15 protein-coding genes and 1 riboswitch are annotated in these 26290 nt (G+C 64.4%); of the genes, 4 read left to right on the top strand and 11 right to left on the bottom strand.

Annotated features, from left to right (window positions below; genetic code table 11):
• Positions 1-167: 167 nt before the first annotated feature.
• The 5 genes from H8S62_RS02410 to H8S62_RS02430 all read right to left on the bottom strand — a co-directional run bounded on the left by H8S62_RS02410 (position 168) and on the right by H8S62_RS02430 (position 8452).
• Entirely contained in the window at positions 168-3569 is a 3402-nt protein-coding gene (locus tag H8S62_RS02410; protein WP_186918362.1) for an S-layer homology domain-containing protein, read from the bottom strand.
• 242 nt (positions 3570-3811) lie between these two features.
• Positions 3812-5182, bottom strand: a complete 1371-nt coding sequence (locus H8S62_RS02415) for an FAD-dependent oxidoreductase (protein WP_186918363.1) — start codon at positions 5180-5182, stop codon at positions 3812-3814.
• 15 nt (positions 5183-5197) lie between these two features.
• A complete protein-coding gene (locus H8S62_RS02420) occupies positions 5198-5554 on the bottom strand; it encodes a rhodanese-like domain-containing protein (RefSeq protein ID WP_243141740.1) in 357 nt (118 codons plus the stop codon).
• Positions 5555-5744: 190 nt separating this feature from the next.
• Positions 5745-6770, bottom strand: a complete 1026-nt coding sequence (gene queA / locus H8S62_RS02425; RefSeq protein WP_186918364.1) for a tRNA preQ1(34) S-adenosylmethionine ribosyltransferase-isomerase QueA — start codon at positions 6768-6770, stop codon at positions 5745-5747.
• A 35-nt stretch (positions 6771-6805) separates the two neighbouring features.
• On the bottom strand, positions 6806-8452 hold the full coding sequence (locus H8S62_RS02430) for a SpoIID/LytB domain-containing protein (RefSeq protein WP_186918365.1): 1647 nt from the start codon (positions 8450-8452) through the stop codon (positions 6806-6808).
• 85 nt (positions 8453-8537) lie between these two features.
• A riboswitch (Lysine riboswitch) is annotated at positions 8538-8717 on the top strand.
• A 191-nt stretch (positions 8718-8908) separates the two neighbouring features.
• On the opposite strand from H8S62_RS02430, the gene asd reads away from it, so the two are divergent.
• The 3 genes from asd (at position 8909) to dapB (ending at position 11750) form a co-directional block, all read left to right on the top strand.
• Positions 8909-10000 carry an aspartate-semialdehyde dehydrogenase gene (gene asd / locus H8S62_RS02435; RefSeq protein ID WP_186918366.1) on the top strand — a complete coding sequence of 364 codons (1092 nt, stop codon included), beginning with the start codon at positions 8909-8911 and terminating at the stop codon, positions 9998-10000.
• 15 nt (positions 10001-10015) lie between these two features.
• Complete coding sequence (gene dapA / locus H8S62_RS02440; protein WP_155146417.1) at positions 10016-10903, top strand: 4-hydroxy-tetrahydrodipicolinate synthase; 888 nt, start codon at positions 10016-10018, stop codon at positions 10901-10903.
• A gap of 76 nt (positions 10904-10979) precedes the next feature.
• Complete coding sequence (dapB, locus tag H8S62_RS02445; RefSeq protein ID WP_155146415.1) at positions 10980-11750, top strand: 4-hydroxy-tetrahydrodipicolinate reductase; 771 nt, start codon at positions 10980-10982, stop codon at positions 11748-11750.
• Between the two features lie 107 nt (positions 11751-11857).
• On the opposite strand, the gene H8S62_RS02450 is transcribed toward dapB, so the two are convergent.
• The 5 genes from H8S62_RS02450 to yfmF form a co-directional block, all read right to left on the bottom strand.
• Positions 11858-12943, bottom strand: coding sequence for a helix-turn-helix domain-containing protein (locus tag H8S62_RS02450; protein WP_186918367.1), 1086 nt, complete (start codon positions 12941-12943; stop codon positions 11858-11860).
• A 184-nt stretch (positions 12944-13127) separates the two neighbouring features.
• A complete protein-coding gene (gene folD / locus H8S62_RS02455) occupies positions 13128-13970 on the bottom strand; it encodes a bifunctional methylenetetrahydrofolate dehydrogenase/methenyltetrahydrofolate cyclohydrolase FolD (protein WP_155146411.1) in 843 nt (280 codons plus the stop codon).
• Positions 13951-14973, bottom strand: coding sequence for a prolipoprotein diacylglyceryl transferase (lgt, locus tag H8S62_RS02460; RefSeq protein ID WP_155146409.1), 1023 nt, complete (start codon positions 14971-14973; stop codon positions 13951-13953). Before lgt ends, folD begins: the two co-directional genes overlap by 20 nt.
• Positions 14970-16250: an EF-P 5-aminopentanol modification-associated protein YfmH gene (gene yfmH, locus H8S62_RS02465; RefSeq protein WP_186918368.1), complete on the bottom strand. Its 1281-nt coding sequence runs from the start codon at positions 16248-16250 to the stop codon at positions 14970-14972. The genes lgt and yfmH overlap by 4 nt, the downstream gene beginning before the upstream one ends.
• Positions 16251-16255: 5 nt before the next feature.
• On the bottom strand, positions 16256-17548 hold the full coding sequence (yfmF, locus tag H8S62_RS02470) for an EF-P 5-aminopentanol modification-associated protein YfmF (RefSeq protein ID WP_155146405.1): 1293 nt from the start codon (positions 17546-17548) through the stop codon (positions 16256-16258).
• A gap of 277 nt (positions 17549-17825) precedes the next feature.
• Here yfmF and H8S62_RS02475 point away from each other — a divergent pair, with 277 nt between their 5' ends.
• Complete coding sequence (locus tag H8S62_RS02475; RefSeq protein WP_186918369.1) at positions 17826-18608, top strand: formate/nitrite transporter family protein; 783 nt, start codon at positions 17826-17828, stop codon at positions 18606-18608.
• Here H8S62_RS02475 and H8S62_RS02480 read toward each other — a convergent pair.
• Positions 18587-26110 (bottom strand): GH36-type glycosyl hydrolase domain-containing protein, encoded by a 7524-nt coding sequence (locus H8S62_RS02480; protein WP_186918370.1) that lies wholly within the window; start codon positions 26108-26110, stop codon positions 18587-18589. The genes H8S62_RS02475 and H8S62_RS02480 overlap by 22 nt on opposite strands.
• Between the last annotated feature and the right edge of the window lie 180 nt (positions 26111-26290).

Consider the following 26290-nt stretch of genomic DNA (forward strand, 5'->3'; position numbering starts at 1 on the left):
AACGGCGCGGTAGGTCGCAGATTCCGCCGAAAGACGGGCCGCCTGGGCTTTTCAGATGCATCTTAGTATAGCACACTTAAAAAGACGCGGCAAGGGCCGCCCCGAGATTCCGGGACGGCCCTTGCCGCAGAGAGGACTCAGCCTTTCGGCTGCAGGAGTGGGTTATTTTACGCCTTGGGCGCGGTATAAGGGGAGATGTCCATGCCGGCAAGGTCCAGCTTAAAGGTCTGGGTGGTACTCACGTCATCCGGCGCCGCCTCGCGGAAGAGGTTCCAACGGCTCTGCTTCGCTTCCTTGGCGCCCTTCCATTCCAGCTTGATAACAGGCGCGTAGTCCTCGTAAGGCTTTGCCGCCGGGACATACATCAGCAGGATGTGCTCCCCATTTTCTTTGTCCAGTGTAATTTCTTTTATCTGGGGCGTATCCTTGCCGGTATAACCGTTGGTCACTGTCTGCGTCAGGGCGGTATACTTGACGCCGTCCGCAGCAGGGGCGGTGAACTTCAGCGCCACGATGTAGCCGGGACCATAGGTGTCGCCATAGTATTTCCGGATCGCCTCGGCGGTCTGAGCGGCGTCCAGCCGGGAGAGCTTGAGGGTGGTCACGCCGTCTTTACTCTGCGCAATGATATCTACGTCATTGATGACAATGTCCTTGAAGGGGCCGTCGCTCTTCGCAATATCGGCCTTTTCCTGCGCGTTGGTATTGAACTTTGCGCCGTCGGTATTCACGGTAGCGCGGGTCAGGTTTGCGATGTCATAGACGAAGGTTTCGGTCTTATTGTCGGCCCACTTAAACTCAAAGGTCAGCTTCTTACCATCAGCTCCTGCTTTCTGGGGATCTTTCAGCAGGAACAGGTAGGTGAAGCTGGGGTCGGCCATTACCTGGGACTTTGTCAGCGTAAGGGTCTTTTCTTTCGTTCCGCCCGTTATTTTAATGGTCACCAGATTGTAGTCGTCAGACAGGGTATTCGCGGCGGGCGGAATGAAATTGAAATGGATGGGCAGGATGCACCAGTCGCCGTTCAGCTCGGCGCTCTCTTTGCCGGACTCGCCGAAGCCGGGGACCGTCGTGCCCGCGGGCACGGGAGTATAGCTGCCGGCAAGGTCATAGGTATTCGTCTCACCCTGCCGCGTGGCTTTGAGGTCCGCGACGAAGGAGCCAATCCCCTCAAAGGCGGTGCCGTCGGTGGCTTTTTTCAGCGTGTCCGCGCTGGGGACGCCGGTGGCGGTCGCGCCGCCGATGCGCTTCAGGTCGCCCAGCTTCACGGTATAGGTCTCCGTGTAGCCGCCGAACCAGGTCAGAACAAACCTGCGGGAATAGTTATCGTTGGTCAGGCTGGCCGCGTCCACCTGGAGCAGGAGCAGGAAGGGATTTTCGTCCTGAATGCTGTCCTTGGTATAGTTCGTATCGCTGGCAGGCTCAGAGGACCCGTCCCGGTACAGCTTAATGTTCAGAAGCGTATCGCTTCCCTTCATCCCGTCCAAATTGATGCCGGTGGGGCGGTAGAACAGGATGGGGAGAATCAGGGAGTCCGCTTTGATGGCGCCTTCCGCGCCCACCACGCCGAAGCCGGGGATGCTCTGTCCCGTGGGCAGGGCCGCGTAGGTTCCGCTGGCAAGGAAAGTCTTGCTGCCGGAGGGGTTCTCGGTCAGGGTGACGTCCGCGCAGTAGGGGGCGACGCCCTTAAAGGGATTACCGTCCAGATTCGTCGCCGCCGTAATCTGCGCCTCGGTTCCGGCAGCAGGCAGCCTGGAGGTCGCAGCGGGCTTCATGTTGGCGGTATTCAGGGTGTACGTGTAGGTGACGGTGTTCGTGTCCTCGTAGAGTCCCCACGCCCGGACCGTGCGGGTCCAGGTAACCTTGATGGTCGGATTCCAGTTGGAGCCGGGATTCGCAGGGATGTACATCAGCAGGTCGAAAGAACCGTCCTTCAGGTTCACCTTGACATCCTTGGAGCCGATGCCGCCGGAAATCTCCAGACGCGCCTGCTCCGTTGCATAGTTGTCCGGCGCGGTGAACCGCAGCGGAATCACATAGCCGTTCTGGTAATCGCTGGTGTCGGGGAAGCCGGGGAAGTCCCTGCCCGCAACATAGCCGCCGGAGAGATGGATCGCATAATTCAGTCCGGTTTTATCCGTGGCGGCGACCAGCGCGTTGGGATATGTAAGCTGAATCCCGGCAGAACCCGTGGTATCAATCGTATCGTTTCCGGTAAGGCCCTGCACCTTGCTGGTGTCCTTATCCACATGGGCGGTCATGCCGCTCACGTCCATGGTATAGGACACGGAGGAGCCGTTCCAGCTCACGGTGACGGTGGGGTCCCAGCCGGTGGTATCCTTGGGCACAAACTTAAAGAGGTAGAAGTAGTACTCCCCATCCAGCTCATCCTGCTTGATGGTCTTGTTCACATCAGGGAGGTTGGTCTCGCCGGTGACGGTCAGCTTGACGTCGCCGCCGGAGTAGTCGCTGGGCGCGGTGAGCTTCAGAGGCACCACGTAGCCTGCTTTACCGCTGTAGCTGCTGCCGAACCACTTGCTGACATCCGCAGCCGTGTACACGCCGGAGAGCTTGATCTCGCTGCCGCTCACGCTCACGTCGGGATAGGTCAGAGGCATACCGTAGAAGGGGCTGCCGGTGGTGGCGACTTCGCCGCCAACCTCCGCCTCAGTGGCGGCGGCGGGGTCGGTGTAGGTCACGTAGTAGCCGCCGCCGCTGTAGCGGGACCACTTGGCATACAGCGTCAGATTGCCGGTGATCTTGGTGCTGAAGCTGAACCGCTGGGTCAGCTTCGCGTCGGTGTACCACCCGGAGAGGCTGTAGCCGCTGCGGGTGACTCCGGTGGGCTGCTTGGCGGTTTTGCCGCTCATCACGGTCTGGGACTCCACCGTTTTTCCGTTGTTGGGCTCAAAGGACACGGTATAGGCGATGGTGCCGTCCAGCTCCGCCAGACGGGAGACGAGGACCGCCACCTGGCTGCGGGTGGCCGTTCCCTGGGGATTGAAGCGGTTGCTGCCCACGCCCTGGAGGAGGCCCGCCCGCTGGCAGGCGAGCACCGCGTCCGCCGCGAAATCGGAGATCTCGTTGTTATCGTCAAAGCGGATTTCCCTCTCGGTTGTGGGGAGTTTGATTTTCAGATAGTCGGTGTAGCGCAGAATCATAGTGGCCATCTGCTCGCGGGTGATGACCTGCGTGGGCGCGAACATGGTATCGGACACGCCCTTCACGATCCCCTTCTCCGCCGCCCAGGCCACCGCGCCGGTGTACCACTGGCCGGTGGGCACGTCGCGGAAATCGCTCGACTCGGAGTCGTCGACCTCCGCGCCCGCCAGCCGGGCCAGCACGGTTACAAACATTGCGCGGGTCATTTCCATCTCGGGGGCGAAGGTGGTGGCGCTGGTGCCCAGGAAAATTTCCTTGTCCACCACGTCGATGATTTCATCGTACGCCCAATGGCTTGTCTTTACGTCGGTAAACCTGCTGGCTGCGGATGCGCCCACAGTCAGCGACAGAACCAGGCAGACGGTCAACACCGCCGCCAGGAACCGTTTCCCACTCTTTCCAGTCATCAAGTCCACTCCTTTACAATTCAATCAGTTGTTTCTTCAGCAGCAGGCATCGGGCCGTCCGCTCCCAATGGCCTTCTATTTGTATAGACGATTCAGAGATGAAAAAAGTGACACCGTTCATAAAAACTTCACAATTTTTTGTGGTTGTTACTGAAATAGGTATCTACATCTCGTGGCCCGCCGCCATGTAACCAGAAGGGCGCTGCGAACCAAGTTTGGTTCGCAGCGCCCTTTTTCCATGCTCAATTTACCGCCGCAAAGAGATCGTTGAGCGCCTCGCTCATGGTGGGATGGGTGTAGATTGCGTCCCGCAGAACGGTATACGGCAGGCCGGCGTCCATAGCCAGCTTGACCAGATTTATCATCTCCTGGGACTCGGCGCAGAAGAAATGCGCGCCCAGGATGTTCCCGGTGGCCCCGTCCACCACGGCCTTGAGAACACCGGCGGGCCGCCGCATGACCTGGGCCTTGGGAACGGCGGCGGCGCTCAGCCGGGCAATTTTGACGTCATATCCCCTCCTGCGGGCCTCCGCCTCGGTCATGCCCACACGGGAGAGGGGCGGGTCGATGAAGACGCTGTAGGGCACCTCTCCCCTGTTCTGCGTGGTGCGACCGCCGTCACCCAGGATCTGGGACTTCACGATGCGGCTGTCGTCCAGAGAGATGTAGGTGAACTGCAGGCCGCCGGCCACGTCGCCCATGGCCCAGATATGGGGCACGGAGGTGCGCAGATGCTCGTCCGTCTTGACCGCGCCCCGCTCCGTCAGCTCCACGCCGGCAGCAGCCAGGTTCAGCCCCGCCACGTTGGGCCGGCGGCCGGTGGCCACCAATACCGCCTGCGCCGGGAGAACCTCCTCCCCTTCCGCGGTCTTCACGGTCACCTCCGCGCCGACCTGGGCATCCTTCACCCCCAGCACCGCCGCGCTGCGCAGGACCCGCACACCGCGGTCCTCCAGGCTCTTGAGCACCACCGCGGCGACCTCCTCGTCCTCCCGGGGTATGAAGCCGGGGCCGTCCTGAACGACTGTCACCCGGGAGCCGAAATTCGTATAATAGGAGGCAAACTCCAGACCGATGTAACCACCGCCGATGATGACCAGCCGCTCGGGCAGCTCGTCGCGCTCCATCAGTGTCTCGCTGGTATATACCGCCCCGCAGTCCGCAAGTCCGGGTATGGGCGGGATGAAGGGGCGGGCTCCGGTGTTGATAAGGATACGCTCGCCCCTCAATTCCTCGCTTCCGCCGCCGGAGAGGGCCACCGATACCCGGTGGCCGTCCAGGAAGGACGCCTCCCCCACCAGAACCTCCACGCCCGCGCCCACGGCCTTGTCGTAGTTCTTCCGGCGGAGAGCGCCGGTCAGGCGGCGCTTCTCCTCCACGGCGGCGCGGTAGCGCTCCGCCTTCTCCGCAAAGCCGCCGCCCTGGACCGCCGACAGGCGGGCGCTGTGCTCCAGGGACTTGGTGGGGATGCAGGCCACGTTGATGCAGGTGCCGCCGAACATCCGGTCCGAACGCTCCACCAGGACCACGCTCTGTCCCGCCTTTGCCAGCGCCCCGGCCAGCGTTTTGCCGCCCTTGCCGAAACCGATGATGATGTTATCCACTGTTTTCATCTCTGCGCACTCCTTTTAATCTTCGCCTGCGACGGTGTCGTAGGGCCAGTCAATGATTCCGCCAAAATCGTACACGTTTTCGTATCCCAGCGCCACCAGTTTGTCCGACGCCGCCTTGCTCCGCCGCCCGCTGCGGCAGTACACCAGCAGTACCGCGTCCTTGTCGGGCAGGGCCTCGGGGTCGGCGTCGCCGATATCCTCGTTTGGCAGCAGGACCGCGCCGGGCACATGCCCCTGCCCATACTCCTCCGCCGTGCGCACGTCCACAATCGTCACGCCGCCCTCGTCCATCATCGCCTTGGCCTCCTCGGCGGTGATTTTATGGTAGGCGTCTTCCCCGCCCTTCTGCCCACCCGCCCCGCAGGCGGACATGACCAAAAGCCCCGCCAAAACCAGGGCCCCGACTGCTGTTCGTCTCATCCGGCCATCTCCTTCTGTAATTTTGTGTATTACAGTTTATGCGTTAACTGTAACATTTATAATATCAGTTGTCAACCCTATTTTACAAAAAAAATCGCGCGGAGACAATTTGCCTCCGCGCGCTCCCGGTTGATAACCTTATTTAATAAATAAACATCGCATCCCCGAAGGAGAAGAAGCGGTAGCGCTCCTCGACGGCCTCTTGGTAGGCGGCTAAAATATGCTCCCGCCCGGCCAGGGCGGAGACGAGCATGACCAGCGTGGACTCGGGCAGATGGAAGTTGGTGATAAGGCAGTCCAGCACCTTGAACCGGTAGCCGGGGTAGATGTAAATGCTGGTCCACCCGGCGGACTCCTTCATGGTGCCGTCCTCCGCCGCCCAGCTCTCGACGGTCCGGCAGGAGGTGGTGCCCACGCAGATGACCCGGCCGCCGCTGCGCTTGGTCTGGTTGATGACGTCCGCCGTCTCCTGGGAGATCATGCAGTACTCGGCGTGCATCTCATGGTCGGTGATCTCCTCCTCCTTCACGGGGCGGAAGGTCCCCAGGCCCACATGGAGGGTCACATAGGCCAGGCGCACCCCCATTGCCTCCACCTGGTCCAGCAGCTCCCTGGTGAAGTGGAGCCCCGCGGTAGGCGCGGCGGCGGAGCCCACCTCACGGGAGTAGACGGTCTGGTAGCGCTCGGGGTCGTTCAGCTCCTCCTTGATATAGGGCGGCAGAGGCATCTTGCCGAGCTGCTCGAGAATCTCAAGAAAAATTCCCTCGTAGTCAAAGCGGATCAGCCGGTTGCCCCCCTCCACCTCCTCCAGCACCTCGGCGGTGAGCAGGCCGCCGCCGAAGGAGAGGCGGGCGCCCGGCTTCATCTTCCGGCCGGGCCGGACCAGGCACTCCCACACCTTGTCCCCCCTGTCGATGAGCAGCAGCACCTCCGCGGCGCCGCCGCCCGGCTCACGGCGGCCCAGCAGCCGGGCGGGCAGCACCCGGGAGTCGTTGAGCACCAGGCAGTCGCCGGGCCGGAGGAGCTTGGGCAGATCAAAAAAGTGCATATGGGCGGTCTCCCCGGTCTCCTTGTTCAGGGTCAGGAGCCGGGAGCCGTCCCGCCGGTCCAGTGGGGTCTGGGCGATGAGCTCAGGGGGCAGGTCGTAGTAGAAATCGGATGTTTTCATTGGTTGGATGTTCCCAGCTTTCGTCATTCTTGATGTTACTGCTTTATCTCAATCCCGGTGTAGTAGAAGTTCAGAATTTCCCGATAGGTCTTTCCCGCCTTGGCCATGGCGTAGGCGCCCCATTGGCTCATGCCCACATTGTGCCCGTTGCCGGAGCCGGTGATGGTAAAGGTGTCCCCGGTGGTGCCGGCCGGCGCAAGCTCCTCAGTGCCGGCCGCGGTAATGACATAGGGCGTGCCGCTCACCTGCGCCTTGTTTCCGTCCCCGTCCACGGCGTAGGCACCGTTGACGCTGCCCAGGACGCCGCCGTCCTCGTTGACGTAATAGCTGCCCCCGCCGCCGGAGACCGTGTAGCGGACCGAGTTCAGCCCCAGGAAAAACTTGCAGTTCTCGCCGCCTGAAATGGTCCAGCTCTTCCCGGTGTTATCCGTAAAGGTAATTGCCCTCACATTTCCTGTGGGCGTAAACTCCGAAACCTGAAAATCAACCAGCTCCCGGCAGTTGCGGCCGGAGCTGCGCAGCTTCTCCTCCAGCTCGGCCTTGGTGTAGGTAACAGTCCAGTTGTACGCCGAAATCTTATCCGCCACCGCGGCCTCCCAGGGGTCCGCCACACCCACAGCATAGGGCGTGTCTCCGCCCCAGACGTTCTTGGCCGATTCGGTGGCCCCGCCGTCCGAGGAGAAGTAGTAGGTCTCCACCACATCGCCGTTGTACCAGATATACTCCCCCGCCGTCTCCGCCGCGGCCCGGGCGGTATCCGCCGCGACGCTTCCGCAGCCGTAGTAGACCTGGCAGTGGGTGGTGGCGCACAGGTCGAAGCCGTCCGCAGTGTGCCGCCCCGCTTTGTTCGCAGCGTAGCTCCGGGCGGACACCGCCTGGGCCTTGAGGGCCTCCAGGGGCCAGCCGGAGCTCATCTCCCGGGAGATGACGCAGTTGATGTAATCCTCCCGGTCCACAATGCTGACCACCGTCAGATTGCCGCCGCTCAAGCGCTGGTAGCGGAACGCGCCGTAGTATTTGTTGAGGGCATACCAGGTGACTGTCTTCACGCCGTCGTCCAGGCCGGGCTTCACGCCCAGGGAGAGGGCCGCGCCGCCGTCGAACTGGAAGAGGATGGTGCCGGTCCCCGTCTTGACCACCGAGACGGCGTAGCTGCTGGTGCCGGCCAGCGTCGCCCCCTCCATCCCCGCCATGGCGGCGTTGGCCTCTTCGGCGGAGAGGTAGGCCCCGGCGCGCACATAGTATACCCCGTCCACCCAGGCGGGGAAACCGCCCGGAACCGAGCCCGCGGCGGCCAGCGCTTCGTCGAAGGAGGCGTAGGCCGTGGGGAGCTGGATATGGTAGCAGCCCACGGCCACGTCGGAGGTGATGGCGTCGGAATAGCCCTTCAGAGTGCTGCCCGGCAGCGGCCCGTACCAGACGTTCTGCGTTTTTACGATGGAGACGCCCGTCTCCGCCGTCCAGCCCAGCTGCACAAAGTTGAGGTCGGCATCGAAATAGCCCAGTCGGTAGCCGCTGCCCACCTCGTTGAGCAGATTGGCCCCCGGCACGGCGCTGCTGCCGTATGTGAGTCCTATCCGCACATTGGCGTTCATCGGGGCTCCGGCGGCTCCCGCCCCCGCAGGCAGGAGGAGGGCGGCCGCAAGGAGCAGGAGAGCAAATTGCATAAACTTCTTTTTCATATTCAGCTCCAAATCTGTGTAAGACCGCCCCGCCCTTGTATTGACACGGGTAAGCCGTTGTGATACTATGGCAAAAATAAATATTCTGCAAGATAGAGGTCGCGGTTTTCAAGAGTAGCGCGGTGAGGGGTCCGACGCCCCGCCGAGCCGCTGCGAAAGGGTAAGCCGCCGAAGGGGTCTCCCCCGCGGAGGGGATTTCTCTGGGCGCCGGGCGAACAGCCCTGCGACTGTCACCGGACCCGTCCGGTGGAGTGCTGTCTGCTTTTGTGAGATGCCGGGGCCGGGCGACTATCCCTGACATTATAGTACAAAATCAGCCGGTATGTAAACCCGCTGATTTCTTTTTTTATATGCGGTTTTTTACCATGGGCCCGTGTGCGGTTCTTTTGATAAAGTAGTCTCAGACGTGCTATGCGCGGAATACCATAAATGAGAGAGCAAATGGAGGTCTTGAACATGAAAAAGTACAAGGTAGGCGTGATCGGCGGCACCGGCATGGTGGGCCAACGCTTCGTCACGCTGATGGAGAACCACCCCTGGTTCCAGCTCACCGTCATCGCCGCCAGCGGTCGCAGCGCGGGCAAGACATACGACGAGGCCGTGGGCACCCGCTGGGCCATGACCACCCCCATGCCCGAGGAGGCAAAAAATATTGTCGTCCTCAACGCCGAGGAGGACGTGGAGAAAATCGCCGGGCTGGTGGACTTCGTCTTCTGCGCCGTGGATATGAAGAAGGACGAGATCCTGGCCCTGGAGGAGAATTACGCCCGCCACGAGTGTCCGGTGGTCTCCAACAACTCCGCCAACCGCTGGACTCCCGACGTGCCTATGGTCGTGCCTGAGCTCAACCCCGAGCATATCCAGGTCATCCCCTCCCAGCGCCGCCGCCTGGGCACCACCCGGGGCTTCATCGCGGTCAAGTCCAACTGCTCCATCCAGAGCTACGTCCCCGCCCTGCACCCCCTGCGGGAGGCCTTCGGCATCAGGCGGGTCCTGGCCTGCACCTATCAGGCCATCTCCGGCGCAGGCAAGACCTTTGAGACCTGGCCCGAGATGGTGGATAACCTCATCCCATACATCGGCGGCGAGGAGGAGAAGAGCGAGCAGGAGCCGCTGAAGGTCTGGGGCCACATTGAAAACGGCGTCATTGTCAAGGCGGAGTCCCCCGCCATCACCTCCCAGTGCCTCCGGGTCCCCGTCTCCAACGGCCACACCGCCGCCGTCTTCGTGGATTTTGAGAAGAAGCCCAACATCACGGATATCAAGGAGATCTGGGCCGGCTTCAAAGGCCGTGCCCAGGAGCTGAGCCTCCCCACCGCGCCCAGGCAGTTCATCCACTACTTTGAGGAGCCCGACCGGCCCCAGTCCCGGCTGGACCGGGAGCTGGAGGGGGGCATGGCCATCTCCGCGGGCCGCCTGCGGCCCGACACCCAGTACGACTATAAGTTCGTCTGCCTAAGCCACAACACCCTGCGGGGCGCCGCCGGCGGCGCAGTTCTGCTGGCCGAGCTGCTCTGCGCTGAGGGCTATATTGAGCCCAAGGAATAAAAGGAGGTCATTTCCATGCGTGAACCTGTATTTACCGGCGTCTGCCCCGCCCTGGTCACTCCTTTCGATGAGAGCGGCGCCATCAATTACGACGCCTTTGCCCGCCAGATCGATTTTCAAATCGACAACCATGTGGACGCGGTCTGTGTCTGCGGCACCACCGGCGAGACCTCTACCCTGAGCATCCGCGAGCACATCGCCGCCGTGGAGTTCTGCGTCAAGCACGTGGACCGCCGGGTGAAGGTCATTGCCGGCGCGGGCAGCAACGACACCTCCGCCGCCGTCTACCTCTCCCAGCACGCCCAGGACTCCGGGGCCGACGCCCTTCTGATTGTCACACCCTACTACAATAAGTGCTCCCAGACCGGACTTATCAAGCACTATGAGTACATCGCCGACCGGGTGGAGCTGCCCATCATCCTCTACAACGTCCCCTCCCGCACCGGCGTGGGCTTCACGGCCGACACCTATAAGGTCCTCTCCGGCAATCCCAAGATCAACGGCGTAAAGGAGGCCAGCGGCAATTTCTCCCTCCTCTCCCACACCCGTTACCTCTGCGGCGAGGACTTTTACATCTGGTCCGGCAACGACGATCAGGTGGTCCCCATGATGAGCCTGGGCGCCAAGGGCGTTATCTCCGTGGCCGCCAACATCATTCCCGAGGTGATGGTGAACATGAGCCGCCTTTGCCTGGAGAACGACTTCGCCGCCGCGTCCAAGGTCCAGGTGGACTACATGGAGCTCATCGACGCCCTCTTCATTGAGGTCAACCCCATCCCCATCAAGGCCGCCATGGACCTCATGGGCATGGAGGCGGGCTGCCTGCGCCTGCCCCTGTGCGATATCTCCGAGGCCCATCTGGAGACCCTCAAGGCCGCCATGGCGCGGAAAGGGCTGCTCTAAGTGCCCCACAGATAAGCAGAGGCGCACGGCGGGGCCGCCGCCTCTACGACCCTCTCTCGGAAAGGACGTTCAAGCTATGATTCGGATTGCTATTTCCGGCTGCAACGGCCATATGGGCCGGGTGGTGGAGGAGATCTGCCTCGCCGATCCCGAGATCTCCATTGTCGCCGGATTCGACCTGCTCGGCAACGGCGACCACGATTTTCCGGTCTACTCCTCCCCCGCCGAGCTCAAGGACGGGGCCGACGTGGTAATCGACTTCTCCAGCCCCGCCGCCCTCAAGGGGCTGCTGGAGCTGGCCAGGACCCGGCGCATCCCCCTGGTGCTGGCCACCACGGGGTACTCCGCCGAGCAGCTCGCCGCCGTGGACGAGGCCGCCAGGTCGGCGCCCATCTTTCGTTCGGGCAATATGTCCCTGGGCATCAACCTTCTCCTGGAGCTGGTGAAGCGGGCCGCCGCCGTCCTGGGCGGGGATTACGACGTGGAGATTGTGGAGCGGCACCACCACCGCAAGGTGGACGCCCCCAGCGGCACCGCGCTGATGCTTGCCGACGCTGCGGCGGAGGCGCTCCCCTACCGGCCGGAGTATGTCTACGACCGCCAGAGTGTCCGCAAGCCCCGGGACCCCCGGGAGATCGGTATCTCCTCCGTCCGTGGCGGCACCATCGTGGGCGACCACGAGGTCATATTCGCCGGCCGGGACGAGGTGATTGAGCTCAGGCACTCCGCCCAGTCCCGGGAGGTTTTCGCCTCCGGCGCGGTCCGGGCCGCCAAATTTCTTGCGGGCGTCCGGTCCCCCGGCATCTACTCCATGGCCGATCTGGTCGCCGCGACGAAGCCTCTCTAAATCACAAAAACCGTGCCGTCCGGCTTTCCGGGCGGCACGGTTTTTCTTTCCGCAGGGCGCAGCCCTGACGGATGAGGGGAACGCCCCCATCAACATCGATGTGTTTCCTAATTTTCGGTCTTTTCCTCCGTCTTCCGTTCCAGCTTCATCACCGCCAGTAATACGCAGAGGAAGAAGAAGACCGCCCCCGTCGCGACCAGCCCGGGCGAGATGACGCCGAACCGCGGATACCGCTCCGAGAGCTTCCCGGTCACCTCCACGAACCGCCGGGAGTTCTCCAGCCAGGCGTACTGCCTCGCCAGCCCCGGCAGCAGCGGGCCGCCCAGGAGCAGCGCCGCCGTGGGCACAAATCCCATTCTGCGCCCCTTTTTACAGGACAAAACCACGCAAACGGCGAGCAAAACGCCAAAAAGCCCCCAGTAAATCCATTTCTGATTCAAATAGACCTCCAAAGGCAGGTTTTGTACCAGAAAAACACCCCAAAACGCGGTCAGCAGCCCCATCCCCACCGCGGGGACAAACCGGCCAAAACCGCCGCCCCGGACCCGGAATACCAGCCGCAGACCCCGCAGCGTCCCCAGGCCCCGCCGCTCCGCCAGATAGAGCGTAATGGCCGTCAGAACCGCCCCGCCCGCCAGAATGCCCAGCGCCGCCAGCAGTAGCGCGGGCATTTGGTTCGTCAGCATCCGGCGCAGCACCCCGGACGGATCGCCCATCCCGGACAGGGTCAGCGCCGTGACCGCGCACTTCCCCACCAGCGTCACATTCACCGAGAAGTTCATCACTGCGTTCCCAATGCGGAACCAGCGGCTCTGATAGCAGTAGTGCCGCTGGAGGTAGATTCCGTAGGCCATACAGCCCAGGTAGGCCAGGTAGCACACCAGCATGGGCATAAAGAGGTCCAGCAGGTAGAAGCACACGCCGCCGCCCAGGGCAAAGGCGAAGGACAGCAGGCTCTGCCAGTCCGCCCTGGTCAGCGTGCGCACCGTCTTCTTCCCGTCCAGCAGATCGTCCACGCTCACCCCCAGCGCCCGGGCCAGGGGCACCAGCATGGGCACGTCCGGATATCCGCCGCCGCTCTCCCAGCGGGAGACGGTCTTGTTGCTCACCTGCAGGAGATCTGCCAGCTCCTGCTGGGTCAGATTCTTCTCCCGCCTGTATTTCTTGAGCCGTTCACTGAAATCCTGTTCCATCGAAGTCCCCTCCGTTTCTCTCGTCTGGCCTCATTCTAGCAGGAAGGGCACGCATTGACCACCCCGAGGACCGGGAATTTTGTCTCGGGACATGGGAAACAGGCTGGAATTTTGTCTCGGGGCGGCTATGACGACAACAGGGGCAGCCGCGCAGCGGCTGCCCCTGTTGCTATTTGGAGATTCTTTATTTCCCGTGGGTCCGGGCGGCGGTCAGGGTGTTCTGAAGCAGCATGACCCGGGTCATGGGTCCGCAGCCGCCGGGGACGGGGGTGATGTACGAGGCCTTCTCGGCCACCTCGGCATAGGCCACGTCTCCGCAGAGCTTGCCGTCCTCTTTCTTGTTCATGGCCACGTCGATGACCACGGCGCCCTCCTTCACCATGTCGGCGGTGATGAGGTCCCGCTTGCCCACGGCGGCCACCAGGATGTCCGCCTGGCGGGTCACGGCGCCCAGATCGGGGGTGCGGGAGTGGCAGATGGTGACGGTGGCGTGCCGGTGGAGCAGCAGCATGGCCTGGGGCTTGCCCACGATGTTGGAGCGGCCCACCACCACGCAGTGCTTGCCCTTGGGGTCGATGCCGTACTCGTCCAGCATCTCCATCACACCGGCGGGGGTGCAGGGCAGGAAGACCGGCTCGCCGATCATCAGCTTGCCCACGTTATAGGGGTGGAAGCAGTCCACGTCCTTGCCGGGGTCGATGGCCTCCAGCACCGCCTTCTCGTCAAACTGCTCCGGCAGGGGGAGCTGGCAGAGGATGCCGTCGATGTCCTCCCTGCCGTTGAGCACGTCGATGAGCTCCAGCAGCTCCTTCTGGGCGGCCTGCTCCGGCAGGGCGTACTCCTCGCTGTAGATGCCGCACTCCTCGCAGTCCTTCTTCTTGTGGTTGACATAGATGCGGGAGGCGGGGTTGTCGCCTACGATAATGACCGCCAGACCGGGGCGCTTGGAGAGTGCCTCCACCTCGCCCTTGATCCGCGCTTTGCACTTGGCCGCCAGGGCCTTTCCGTCAATGATGGTCGCCGGCATCGCTGTTTTCCTCCTTTTCATCGTTGGGGCTTTTTTGCTCCTCGCCGTTGACTGCTGCTATCTCATCCATCGGCTCCGCAGCTTCCGCGGCCGCGGCCTTCCGGGCCGCCAGCCGGTTCACCCAGAGGTCCTCCGGTCTGGGTTTCTTCGAGAGAAAATATGCGATCAGCGCCGCGCCCGCCAGCGCCGAGACGAAGCCCAGCACCTGGGATACCCGGACAGGGGTGTTCATGAAGTAGAGGCTGTCGGTCCGCAGGCCCTCGATAATGCCCCGGCCGACGCCGTACCACGCCAGATAGGTGAAAAATAGTTGTCCGTCAAATTTACGCCACTTCCGGGAGAGATATACCAGGAGAAAGAATCCGACAAAATTCCAGAGCGACTCGTAGAAGAAGGTGGGGTGTACGCCCAGGGTCCCGTCCATCACCTGCTGCCAGCCCGCCGCGTCCACCAGCCCCTGGCTGAAGAGCTCGTTGGCGATTTTCTCCGAGCACATGCGCCACGGCAGCGCGGTCAGGCCGCCGTAGGCCTCCACATTGACAAAGTTGCCCCAGCGGCCCACGCACTGGCCGATGAGCAGGCCGAACGCCCCCAGGTCCGCGAAGGCCAGAAAGGAGATCTTCTTGTGGCGGCAGACAAACCACAGCACAATGACCGCCGCAATGACGCCGCCGTAGATCGCCAGTCCCCCGTCCCGGGTGCTCAGCATCCTGAGGAAGTCCAGGCTGCCGTCCGGGTTTCGGAAGAGGTCCAGATAAAAGATAATGTAGTACAGCCGCGCCCCTATGAGGCCCAGGGGCACGGCAAAGATGAGCATGTCGATGAGATCGTCCGCGGAGATACCCAGCTTGGGTCCCTTGCGGCTGCAGTAGAACCAGGCCAGCAGGGCGCCGGAGACGATGATGACGGCATACCAGTAGATGGAGAAGCCGAAAATGTTGACGGCCTCCCGGTTCAGGGTAAACTCCAGGCCCAGCCCCGGGAAGGAGACGGTATGAATCATGTCCGCTCCTCCCTGGGCGCCACCACGGCCAGCGCAGTGCGCTCCGGGGTGACATAGCTGCGGATGCAGTCCTCCACGTCCTTCTTCCCGATGGAGTCGAAGACCTCTGGGAAGCGGAGGTACTCCACCCCGGCGAAGTGGCCCTGGGCCAGATTGATGCAGATGGACTCAAAGGAGTTGAGGCTGCGCACCCGCGCGCCGTAGGCGGCCTTCTTGAGCCGGTTAAAGAGGCCTGCGTCCACCCCGGCCCGGCCCACGCGTACCGCCTCCTGGGCGATGGCGGCGTTGACCGCGTCGGGGTCCTTGCTCTCCCCCCCCGCACAGAGGTAGGCGCAGGCGGGATAGGCCTCGTAGCCGTAGGCAAAGCTGTTGTTCACGAGGCCGTCGGCGTAGAGCTTGGCGTAGAGCGGGCTGGAGGAGCCGAAGAGCGCCTCGCAGGCCAGCTCGCCGATGAGCTGCCGGCGCAGCCGCTCCTCCCCCGCCGGGGCGCTGTCCGCCTTCCAGCCGATTTGGAAGAGGGGCGTGGAGACCTCCATCGTCAGCTCCGTCCGGCTCTTGGCGGCCTTGCCGTCCTCCGCCTCGCCGTAATCCCGCTGAATGTCGCCGTTGCCCTCGCCGGGCAGAATTTCCCGGGCCATTGCGCAGATCTGCTCCGCGTCCACGTTGCCGGCCACGCAGAGAACCATGTTGGCCGGATTGTAGAAGGCCTTGTGGCAGGCGTAGAGGGTGTCGGCGGTAATGTGGGAGATGGACTCAATCGTGCCTGCGATGGGGACCCGGATGGGGTGTCGGCTGTAGAGCCCCTCCAGCATGGCGTAAAAAATCCGATTCTCCGGGTCGTCCTCCACCATGCGGATCTCCTGGCCGATGATGCCCTGCTCCTTGTCCACGCTCTTTTCGGTAAAATAGGGGACGGAGACGAAGGAGAGAAGGATTTTCAGGTTCTCATAAAATTTTTCCGTGCTCTCAAAATAATAGCCCGTAATGGCGGAGCTGGTGAAGGCGTTGGGGGAAGCGCCGCCCCGCGCCAGGTCCTGAAGCGCGTTGCCGTCCTTCGTGTCGAACATCTTGTGTTCCAAAAAATGGGCCACGCCGGCGGGGGTGTCGTGCCATCGGCCGTCCAGCTTGAACTTCATGTCCATGCCGCCGTAATTGGTGGCGAAAAAGGCGTAGCTCTTCTGGTAGTCCGGCTTGGGCACCACATAGATGTGCAGGCCGTTTTCCAGTACGGCGTGGACCACCTGTTCTCCGATTTTGGGGTATTCCTTGTTTACCATGGGCCTCACGCCTCCTTGCCTTTCAAAAAGTAGACCGTATCCAGCTCCAGCTTGTTCGCGGCGGCCTGCACCTGCTGCGCGTTCACCCGCTCCAGTCGGGCGGAGAGGGCCTCCGGGGTCTCGTCCACCCCCGCCGCGGCCTGTCCCAGCCAGTAGTCCTCCAGCCTGCTCTGGCTGTCGGTGAGCGCGCCCAGACTGCTCACCACGCTGCGGCGGGCGGCCTCCAGCTCCTGGGCGTCGAAGCGCCCCTGCCTGCAGTTCTCCAGCTGGGCCAGAATCTCGTCCTGGGCCTCCTGCTTCTTGTCAAACTCCACGCCGGAGGACACCAGCATAAGCCCCTTGAGCTTCTCCAACTGGGAGCTGGCATAGTAGCAGAGGGAGCGCTTCTCCCGGACGTTCAGGAAGAGCTTGGATGTGGTGGTGCCGCCGTACAGCGCATTTAACATCATCAGGGCGGGATAGTCGTCCTCCCAGATGCTGCTTCCCCCGGTACGGAAGCCCAGGGCCAGCTTGCCCTGGGTCACGTCCAGCGCGTCCTCGTAGCAACGGGGCTCCGCCTGGCCCCGGCCGCCTCGTACGGCGCACTCCAGCGCAACCAGCTCGTCCGCCTCCGCCCGCTCCAGCCCCGCCAGGGCGGCGCGGAACGCCGCCTCCACCCGGTCTGTGTCGGCGCTGCCGCAGTAGTATAGCTCCATCCGGGCGGTACGCAGCAGCTCCCGGTACCGCGCCCAGAGACGCTCCCCTGTAATGGCCGCTGCCGACGCCTCGCTGCCCAGGCGGTCCACGCCGTAGGCCTCGTCCCGGCACATGAGCTGTACCAGCCGCAGCGCGGCGTACTGCCGCTTGTCGTTGATCTGGGCGCGAATGGCGTCAATCAGATTGCTCCGCTCCCCCTCCACGTAGGCGGGGACAAAGCGGCCGTTCTCAGTGGCGGGGTGGAGCAGCAGCTCCCCCATCAGGCCGGTGGCGCTCTCCAGAAGCCTGCCGCCGTCGGGGGTATAGGCGTCATCCAGGAAGCTGCCGATAAAGCCCACGCACTGGGTTTCGCCCTTTTTGCGGACCATGGGCTCGATGGCGCCGCCGTAGAGCTCGTCCAGAGCGGCGGAGACGGCCTCCAGCCCCGGAAAGCGCTCGGTCCCCCGGCGCAGGACCATGGGGATCAGCGCGCCCATCGACGCGGAAACCGCGTCGATGGGCGCCAGAAGCTGGAGCCCCAGATAGGCCGACTTGAATTTTGTGGTATGCACCGCCGTGAGGTTCACGCCGGGCAGAAGTTCTCTGTGGGTGACGTTGGTCATCCGCGACCATTCCTTTCTTTATGGGTCCATACGGTACGCCGGGGCGAAATTCCGTACGGAGGAAGGTTCCCGCTTCTGCGGAAGCGGCGGGTATTCCGCCGGGTGCTGTAAATATTTCCGCCCCGGCGATCTGAATTCCGCATTTTTGTATTATACAACAAATTGCCCGGTTTGACACCTATAAAACGAAAAAGATTGGCGGAGCTGCGCCTTGTCCGGGGGGGCCGTTTTCGGTAAAATAAAAAGGACATTTGTCGCAATACGAGGAGGCTCTTACATGACAAGACCCGACATAGAAGCTCTGTCCGCGGCAGGCGCCGCCAAAGCTGACTGCGCCCGAACCGCCAGTCCCCGGTATTTGACCCGCGCCGCCGTGGCCGGCGCGTTTATCTTTGTGGGGGCGCTTTTGTCCTGTCTCTCCGCCTCCTGGTTCTGCGACGCCCACCCGGCCGTGGCCAAGCTGCTGGGGGCCGGCACCTTCTCCACGGCCCTCATCCTCATCGTCCTGCTGGGCGGGGAGCTCTTTACCGGCACAAATTTGGTTATGGGCGTAACCCTCTACGAGGGTGGGTGTTCCCTGCCCGGCGCGCTGCGGGTGTGGGGCCTGGCCTACGTTGGTAATTTCCTGGGCATCCTGGTCCTGTGCCTCCTGTTCGCCGCCTCCGGCGCGCTGCAGGACCCGCTCTTCTCCTACCTGCAGGCGCTGGTCCCCGCCAAGCTGTCCGCAGCGTGGTATATGACGCTTCTCAAGGGCGTACTGTGCAATTTTCTGGTCTGCGTGGGGGTCTACGCCGGGTTTCGTCTCAAGAGTGAGCTGGGCAAGATGGTGGTCATCGCCCTGGTCATCACCACCTTCGTGCTGGCCGGCTTTGAGCACTCCATCGCCAACGTGGCCTATTTCACCCTCTACAGCCTGACCGTCTCCGCCGCATCCCTGCCCGCCATGGGCTGGAACCTCCTGTGGGCCACCGTGGGAAATCTGCTGGGCGGCGCGGTCCTGCTGGGCCTCCCCCTCTGGTGCTCGGCGGAGGGAAAGCCTCAGAAGCTGGCCTCCACCTGATGCTCCCCCTCACAGCACCCCAGCTCAATGCCCGTCTGAACGGCCCTGCCGTCCAGGCGGGTCTCCTTTTGCCCGGTCCGCCTCACCGTGATGTGAAAGACCGCCCGGCCGGTCCGCCACCGGGCCGAATAGCCCGGCCAGTCCGCCGGGAGCCTGGGCTCAATGAAGAGTCTGCCCTCCCGCAGCCTCAGGCCCAGCAGCTCCTCCACCGCCACCCGGTAATACCACCCCGCCGCGCCGGTGTACCAGCTCCAGCCGCCCCGGCCCATATGGGCGGGGTTGGCGTATACGTCGGCGGCGAGCACGTAGGGCTCCGCCTGGTAGATCGAGGCGTCCCGCGCCGAGGGCAGCAGGTTCTCCAGGACCCGCCAGCCCTCTTCGGGCATATCCAGCCGCAGGCAGGCCAGCGCCAGCCAGACTGCCGCGTGGGTGTACTGCCCGCCGTTCTCCCGCACGCCGGGGACGTAGCCCCGGATATAGCCCGGGTCCTTCGCCCCGCTGTCAAAGGCGGGAGCGAAGAGCTTTACGATGCTGTGCTCCCGATCCAGCAGCCGGTCCAGCGCGGCGCGGACGGCCTTCCGCGCCTTCTCCCGGTCTCCCTTCTCCGCCATGGCCGCCCAGCTCTGGGCGATGGAGTCGATGCGGCACTCCTCGTCCCCGCTGCTCCCCAGGGTGGAGCCGTCGTCATAGTAGCCCCGCAGGAACCAATCCCCGTCCCAGGCGGCGTTGGCGGCGGCGGTATAGGCCCCGGCAGCCGCCCGGTATTTCGCGGCCCGCTCCGCACCGTCCTGCGCCGCCGCCAGGGGCGCGAAGCGCTCCAGCACATGGGCGGTGAACCAGGTGAGCCACACGCTCTCCCCCCGGCCCAGAACGCCCACCCGGTTCATGCCGTCGTTCCAGTCTCCGGCCCCCATCAGGGCCAGGGCGTGGCCGCCCGTCCCCCGGCTCAGGGCGTTTTCGACGGCGCGGACCGCGTGGCCGTACACGCTATCCATTTCCTGGGAAATATTGGGCTGTTCATACCGCTCCTGCTCCCGCTCTCCCAGGGGCGGCGCGGCCAGATAGGGGACCTGTTCCTCTAAAATTTTGCGGTCCCCCGTCTTATCCAGATACTCGCACAGGGCATAGGGCAGCCACAGCAGATCGTCGCTGATGCGGGTGCGCACGCCCCTGTCCGCCCCCTTCCCGGCGGTCTCATGCCACCAGTGCTGTACGTCCCCCTCCCGGAACTGGTGGGCGCAGGCGGACAGAAGCTGTTCCCGCGCCAGCTCCGGCGCGGTGTTGAGCACGGCGCAGACGTCCTGGAGCTGGTCCCGGAAGCCGTAGGCCCCGCCGCTCTGATAGCGGGAGGTGCGCCCCAGCAGGCGGCATGCCACAGTCTGGTAGAGGGCCCAGCCGTTCAGATATCGATCCAGCGCGGGACAGGCCGTGTCGACTGTAAGGGCGTTTACCCTTTCATCCCACCAGCGGAGCGTCTTTTCCCGCTGTCCCTCCGCTTCAGCCCACTTTGTCAGGGCGAGGATGTCGTTCTCCTCCCGCTTGGTCGCGGCGCAGCCCACCACCAGAACAAAGCGGCCGGCGGCGTTCCAGCGGGCCTCCAGAACGCCGTCCCCCTCGCTGTGCCAGGTCTTCAGCTCGGCAGACGCGGCGACCAGCATCGACTGGGGCCAGAAGGACCGGTTCCAGGGGTTCTGAATGACAAGGCAATTCCCATTACATACCGTTTCAACATAGCGTGCCGCGCTTTTCTCCGCCGCCAGCAGCGGCTGGGTGCGGTAGCAGATCTCCGCCCCCTCCGGCCCGCCGTCCAATTCGACCAGCAGCACCCGGGCGGGGATATCGGCGGGGACAAAGGCGGTGGTCCGCATCCCAAGCCCGCCCCACCGCTTTTCCCAGCAGGCGTATCCCATACCGTATCGGACCTTGCAGTCCAGGTCGTCCCCGTCGGCGAAGAGCGAGCAGTATACGCCGTCCCGCTCTGCAAAGAGACGCTCCGGCCCGCCCACCATCAGCGGGTCGTTGTACCAGGGCGTCAGCTGGTTCTCTCTGGCGTTACCGCGCCAGAGGTGCCCGCAGCCGGTCTCGTCCGTCATCCAGCCGAAGAAGGGATTGGACAGCATCTGGCTCCAGCCCACGGGCGGCAGCCTGCGGCCCGCGGTGAACACGAACGTGCCGTCCTCCCCAAACCGCGCCTCCGGCAGGCCCGGCTCCAGGCGAAACCCTATCTGCCTGACAGCATCGGCGGCCTGTGCGGCCTGTACCGCTTCCAGCGTCTCTCCCGGCGTCAGCCGGACCGCCGCCGCGGCCAGGATGGGCTGAGCCGCCTCATCCGTGGGACAATCGGCCAGATGGATTCCCCCCCTGGCCCCGATCTGCCGCTCCACGCCCAGCGCCTTGAGCCCATCCAGCAGGGCGTTCCGGGTGGGACGGCGGTAGTCGCCGCCGTCCTCCAGCAGGAAGACCAGATCGAACCGGAAGCCGCACCGGCTGAGCAGCTTGTGGGATCGCACCAGCGCCAGCAGGGGCTCCGTCTCTCCGCCGGCCTCCGCCCGGCAGACGGCGATGGGGTCGTCCCCCGAGACGCCGAAGGGCCACAGCCGCTCCTGGCTGGGCACCGCCCCCGCCCCGTTCTCCCGTGGCGCCGGGAATGCCAGGCGTTCCATCAGGCGAAATACCTGTAAGGTATTTTCGCCTGTCATATGATAGGCCTGGAGCAGACCGTCCAGATAGCTGCCGGTCTCCAGCTTCGGCGTCTTTAAAAGCCGCCGGGCCGTGAAGGCGGCGTCCTCTCCCTGCTCCGCCACGCCCAGGGCAAGGCGGAGCTGAGCCTTCTCCCCCGGCGCCAGCCGCACCGGGAACCGGGCCAGCAGACAGGGGTCCAGTACGGCCCCCACTGTTTCCTGCGCGGGAGCGCGCAGGGCGTTTTCCAGGCCCCGCAGGCCGCCCCGGCCGATTGCCGAGGCCCGGTCGGTGTCAAAGCCCGCCTCCGCTCCGTCCCACACCACCGCCAGGGCGCTCAGGCGCTCTCCGCGCTTTCCCGCCCTGCGGGTGAAGAGCACGCCGTCCTCCACACGCTCACTCTGGATAGACAGCTTGGAGAAGGCCGGGTGGGCGTCGTAGTCCCTCTGACGGGCCAGTACCGGCTCAAGGTAACAGACGATCTCGCCCGCGAACTCCTCCCGTCCCGTCCAGGCGAGCTCCGCCTCCCGCAGCTCGCCGTTCTCCCGGGGGCGTACCCGCAGGCACGTTTTTGCTGTAAAGTCAGAGCACTTAATCGTCCACTCCGCCCCGCCGCCGGTAAACCGCCAGGTATGCTCCCCGCCGGCCCCGCCATAGCAGGGCGCGCCCGTCAGAGGACGCAGCGTTCCCTCATTGTCTCTCAGGAAGAAGCTCACCCCGGCGGGCCGGTCCCGCTTTCTGAACTCCGCCAGCGTAAGCGCGGTCTCCCCCATGCTTGAGGCGGTGGCCCCGGCGTCTGTGCAGAAGACCGTATAGGACCCGTTGGAGACCAGATGACAGGCGGGCTGGAGCCGGTCAAAGCCTGCTCCGCCGCGCTGGAATGCCGTACCTCTGGCCCGCTTGGGCTTGTCCGGTACCTCCCGCTCCGGGGCGCGCATCACCGCCGCCCCTACGGGCACCTTCTCCTGCAGCAGCTCCCGGTAAGCCGACATGGAGCAGTCCCGCATGAAGCGCTCCTGCATGACGCCGTCGTTGAGGGCATTGTCCACTGCCACCAGGCTCATGCCCAGGTGGTGGGCCATATAGCACCGCACCGGCTCCCAGCCCTCGTCTCCCGTCAGCCGGGCGGGCGTGAAGTCCGCCGCCTCGTAGAGGCCGTACTTTCCCTCAAGCCCCATGTCCCGCAGGCGGCGCAGATTGTTGGCTCCCCTGCCCGGCGCCAGCAGCAGCGCCAGGAAGGAGGAGTAGGGCGAGATCACCGTCTCGCTGTCCAGCCCCCGCTTGAGGCCCAGCTTCTGTACCCCGTGGGCCTTGTACTGGTAGCTCATGCCGGGATCGAAGGCATAAAAGCAGGACTCTGAGATCCCCCACGGAATCCCCCGCCGGGCTGTCCGCCGCCGCTGGGCGTAGAGGCAGAAGGCCAGGGACTCGTACATCATGGAGTTGGGCTCGCAGGGGAGTAGCAGGTTGGGCATGAAGTACTCGAACATGGTGCCCGTCCAGGAGGCCATGCCGAAGTAGTTGTTATCCTTGACCAGCATCCGTCCCAGCCGCCGCCAGTGCTTCTTCTCCACCTCGCCCCGGGCCACGGCCAGATAGCTTGTCTGCCGGGCCTCGCTGGCCATGAGGTCGTACCACCCCTGGGTATACGCCTGCTTCTCCGCGTCGTAGCCGATATAGAAGAGCTTCCGGTCGGCATCGTAGAGGAGGGAGAAGTCCATAGCGTCGGAGAGGGCCTCGGCCCGCCGGGCCAGCTCCCCCTCGCCCCACTCGTAGAGGCCCTCCCGCGCCGCGATGAGGCAGCCGCAGAGGTTTCCGCCGTCCACGGTGGAGATATACCGGGGCGGGAGAGGCTGGGCGGTGGAGGTGTCGTACCAGTTGTAGAGGTGCCCCCGCCACTTGGGCAGGGCCTCCAGCGTGTCCAGCATATGGCCCAGCAGCTCGACGGCGGCCTCCCGTGTGAGAAAATCCAAATCCGCCGCCGCCAGCACGCACAGGAGCGCCATGCCGATGTTGGTGGGCGAGGTCCGCCGGGCCAGGCCGACGGCGGGCTGCTCCTGCCAGTTGTCCGGGGGCAGCCAGTGGTCCTCCGGACGGAGGAAGTCGGCAAAATACTGCCAGATGAGTGCCCCCTCATGGAGGAGGAAGGCCCGGTGGTTGGGCGGGACAACCCGCTTCTCGTCGATGGGCCGGCTCATGGCCCAGGCGAAGATGGGGGAAGCGGCCCACACCAGCCCCATGGCCGCACCCGCGGGAAAGAGGGAGAAGCCGATGGCCACCAGACCCACCGCCACGGCGCTCCACTGCTTGCGGTAGTTTGCCCAGACGCCGTCCCCCGCCCGGCGCTCCGCGTCGGCCGCCGTCACCCAGGCCAGCATTCCGCGGTGGCTCACAAAGCTCCGCCAGAGGGCGGTGGCGGCGGCGCTGGCGCAGGTCCAGGCGTGCACAGGCAGAAAGAGGAGCTGGACCAGGGTCTGCAAAATCACTCCGCCAAAGCCCGCGATGATGGTGGAGTGGTAACGGGCGCGCAGGCCCCGGCCCCGCCGGAAGGCCAGATCCGCCCCGGAGAGCAGCAGGTTGGAGGCAGCCGCCAGCACCGCCGCGGCGGCTGCCACGCCGAAGGCGTACCCCGGCAGGCACATCCCCAGCAGCAGGGCCAGCAGGGTGCAGACCGGGGAGAGGCTCCTGCGGAGGTTGTCAAAGATCTTCCACTTCGCCATGGGCGGGATGGGGTTTGGCACCCGCGCCCCGTCCTGGTCCCGGACATGTCCCCCCAGCCAGGGCAGAAGCTGCCAATCCCCCCGGACCCAGCGGTGGAGCCGGGCGAAGTAGGAGGTCACCTTATAGGGATAGCTGTCGGTGAGCTCCACGTCCCCGATGAGGCCCGCGTGGAGGTAGGAGCCCTCCAGCAGGTCGTGGGAGAGGACGCGGTTCTGGGGAAAGCGCCCGTCCAGACAGGTGAGAAAGGCGTCCACGTCGAAGATGCCCTTGCCCGTGAAGGTGCCCTGGTCAAAGAGGTCGTGGTACACGTCGCTGGCGGTGGAGCCGTAGGGGTCCACGCCCCCCTGCCCGGCAAAGATGCGGGAGAACTGGGATTTGTTGGCCGCCCCCAGCTCCACCCCCACCCGGGGCTGCAGAATGCCGTACCCCGAGGTGACAATCTTCCTGCGCAGGTCCAGGCGGGGCCGGTTCAGCGGGTGGAGCATGGCCCCCACCAGCTCCCGGGCCGCGCCCACGTTGAGGCTGGTGTCCGAGTCCAGGGTGATGACATACTTGATATTCTGCAAGGCCTTTCTGCTTCCCGCCCTGACCTCAAGCCCGGAGCGGCGGCCCCGGAGCATCCGGCTGAGCTCCAGCAGCGCGCCCCGCTTGCGCTCCCAGCCCATATAGCGCTCGTCCCCGCTCTGGAAGACGGGGGTGCGGAAGAAGAGGTAGAAGCCGCCGCCGTACTTCTCGTTGAGTCCGTCCACCGCCGCCTGGGCCGCCTTCACGTACCCCCGCGCGGCGGTCCCCATGGGCAGATCGCTGTCGGGCAGGTCCGCCAGGACGCCCAGCAGCAGGTGTTCTCCCGCGTCCCGGTTGGCGAGGCGGTAGCGCTCCAGCAGTCCGGCCAGCTCCCTGCCGCTCTCCCCGTTGGTCAGCAGGGATGCGATGACGCACAGAGTCCTCCCCTCCTCCGGCACGCCCCCCTCCAGGGCCATGCGGTGCACGCTCCTCGGGCGGAAGAGACGGACCACCAGAAAGTCCACGCAGTTTTTGACGATGTCGGACACCGGCAGAAGCAGCAGCAGCGCCACGGCCAGACTGTCCAGCAGAAAGCCCACCAGCAGTACGATAAATAAGGTGGGTATGACCACCGCGCCCACATAAAATGCGCCCGCAGCACAGTTCTTTTCCCGGCCCAGGGGCTTTCGGAAGAGGAACCAGCCCACATGCCGCTCCTCACCCGTCCCCTTCTCCGCCAGGTCGACCGCCAGCCGCGCTGTCTCGGCCTCTCCCAGATTCATCCGCCTGGCCAGGCGGCAGACTTCCTGCCGGTAGCGGCCCCGGGTCTCTTCGTCCATCAGGGGATAGTCCCCGCTGGGGTCCCGGCGGAGCAGCTGCTCCACCCTGCTCTGCTCCTCCAGAAGCTTGCCCAGGTTGACAATGGAGAGGGTGCGCAGGGCCGTCATAACGCACTCCATTCTCTTGGCAAGCCGCTCATGCTCCGCCCCGGCCTCTCTGAGCGCGCCCTCCTGGGCGGCGGAGAGCGGGCGGCCCGCGGCCTTTGCCTGCAGCGCCTCCTCCTCACCGGCGAAGACCTCCCGCCTTTCAAACAGGACCGCCAGCTCCCGGCAGGCCGACTCCAGCCGCTCCACCAGCGCGCCCTTGAGCGCGGGGATGAAGAGGGAGAGCTCCAACTCGGTAAGCGGCCGGACCTCCTGGGCGCGGTCCAGAAAGAGGTCGATGCGCTCTCCCGTCACCTCCCCCGCCCAGGCCAGCGCCCGGGCGAGATCCAGCACCATGATCTGCTTCCCCTCCCGCCGGACCGCCCGCAGCCGCCCGGCGCGGCGGAAGCAGCGTTCCGCCTCCCGGCCCTCCCGCTGGGCCAGGTACCAGTTGTCCAGCAGCCACTCCACCTCCCGGGGGAGGTGCTGCCGGTCCTCCGCCCAGGCTGCGGCCCGGTCCTGGCACTCCCGCACCCGCTCCAGTGCTCTGGATACGGCGCGGCTCACCTGCCGCCCTGAGGCCGTCCCCTCCGGTCTCAGGGTCCGCGCCGTATTCTCGGCGAGCTGCGCCAAATGCTTATCGTCCATGGGGATCTCCCGTCTGCGCTCTCTCATTTGCCACTCCTATTGGTTCCATTGATATTCCATACCAGTTTTTCCCGCTGTAAAAGGAATATACCTGTCCAACCGGTAGAATCATGCAAATCCCATCTTGACAAGCACCACAAAATGTTGTATGATAACACCTGTTGTAAAGCCCCTGTGCTTTACGCAGCACCGGAAGGAGGCGGCGAT

Origin of the sequence: Lawsonibacter faecis, from assembly GCF_014287675.1 — a bacterium.
GTDB lineage: Bacteria > Bacillota > Clostridia > Oscillospirales > Oscillospiraceae > Pseudoflavonifractor > Pseudoflavonifractor faecis.

Coding starts and splice junctions, on each gene's coding strand:
- dapA (WP_155146417.1), top strand. CDS start 10,016: ATGCGTGAACCTGTATTTACCGGCGTCTGCCCCGCCCTGGTCACTCCT.
- asd (WP_186918366.1), top strand. CDS start 8,909: ATGAAAAAGTACAAGGTAGGCGTGATCGGCGGCACCGGCATGGTGGGC.
- H8S62_RS02430 (WP_186918365.1), bottom strand. CDS start 8,452: ATGAAAAAGAAGTTTATGCAATTTGCTCTCCTGCTCCTTGCGGCCGCC.
- dapB (WP_155146415.1), top strand. CDS start 10,980: ATGATTCGGATTGCTATTTCCGGCTGCAACGGCCATATGGGCCGGGTG.
- yfmF (WP_155146405.1), bottom strand. CDS start 17,548: ATGACCAACGTCACCCACAGAGAACTTCTGCCCGGCGTGAACCTCACG.
- folD (WP_155146411.1), bottom strand. CDS start 13,970: ATGCCGGCGACCATCATTGACGGAAAGGCCCTGGCGGCCAAGTGCAAA.
- H8S62_RS02475 (WP_186918369.1), top strand. CDS start 17,826: ATGACAAGACCCGACATAGAAGCTCTGTCCGCGGCAGGCGCCGCCAAA.
- H8S62_RS02415 (WP_186918363.1), bottom strand. CDS start 5,182: ATGAAAACAGTGGATAACATCATCATCGGTTTCGGCAAGGGCGGCAAA.
- H8S62_RS02450 (WP_186918367.1), bottom strand. CDS start 12,943: ATGGAACAGGATTTCAGTGAACGGCTCAAGAAATACAGGCGGGAGAAG.
- queA (WP_186918364.1), bottom strand. CDS start 6,770: ATGAAAACATCCGATTTCTACTACGACCTGCCCCCTGAGCTCATCGCC.
- lgt (WP_155146409.1), bottom strand. CDS start 14,973: ATGATTCATACCGTCTCCTTCCCGGGGCTGGGCCTGGAGTTTACCCTG.
- yfmH (WP_186918368.1), bottom strand. CDS start 16,250: ATGGTAAACAAGGAATACCCCAAAATCGGAGAACAGGTGGTCCACGCC.
- H8S62_RS02420 (WP_243141740.1), bottom strand. CDS start 5,554: ATGTCCGCCTGCGGGGCGGGTGGGCAGAAGGGCGGGGAAGACGCCTAC.
- H8S62_RS02410 (WP_186918362.1), bottom strand. CDS start 3,569: ATGACTGGAAAGAGTGGGAAACGGTTCCTGGCGGCGGTGTTGACCGTC.
- H8S62_RS02480 (WP_186918370.1), bottom strand. CDS start 26,110: ATGAGAGAGCGCAGACGGGAGATCCCCATGGACGATAAGCATTTGGCG.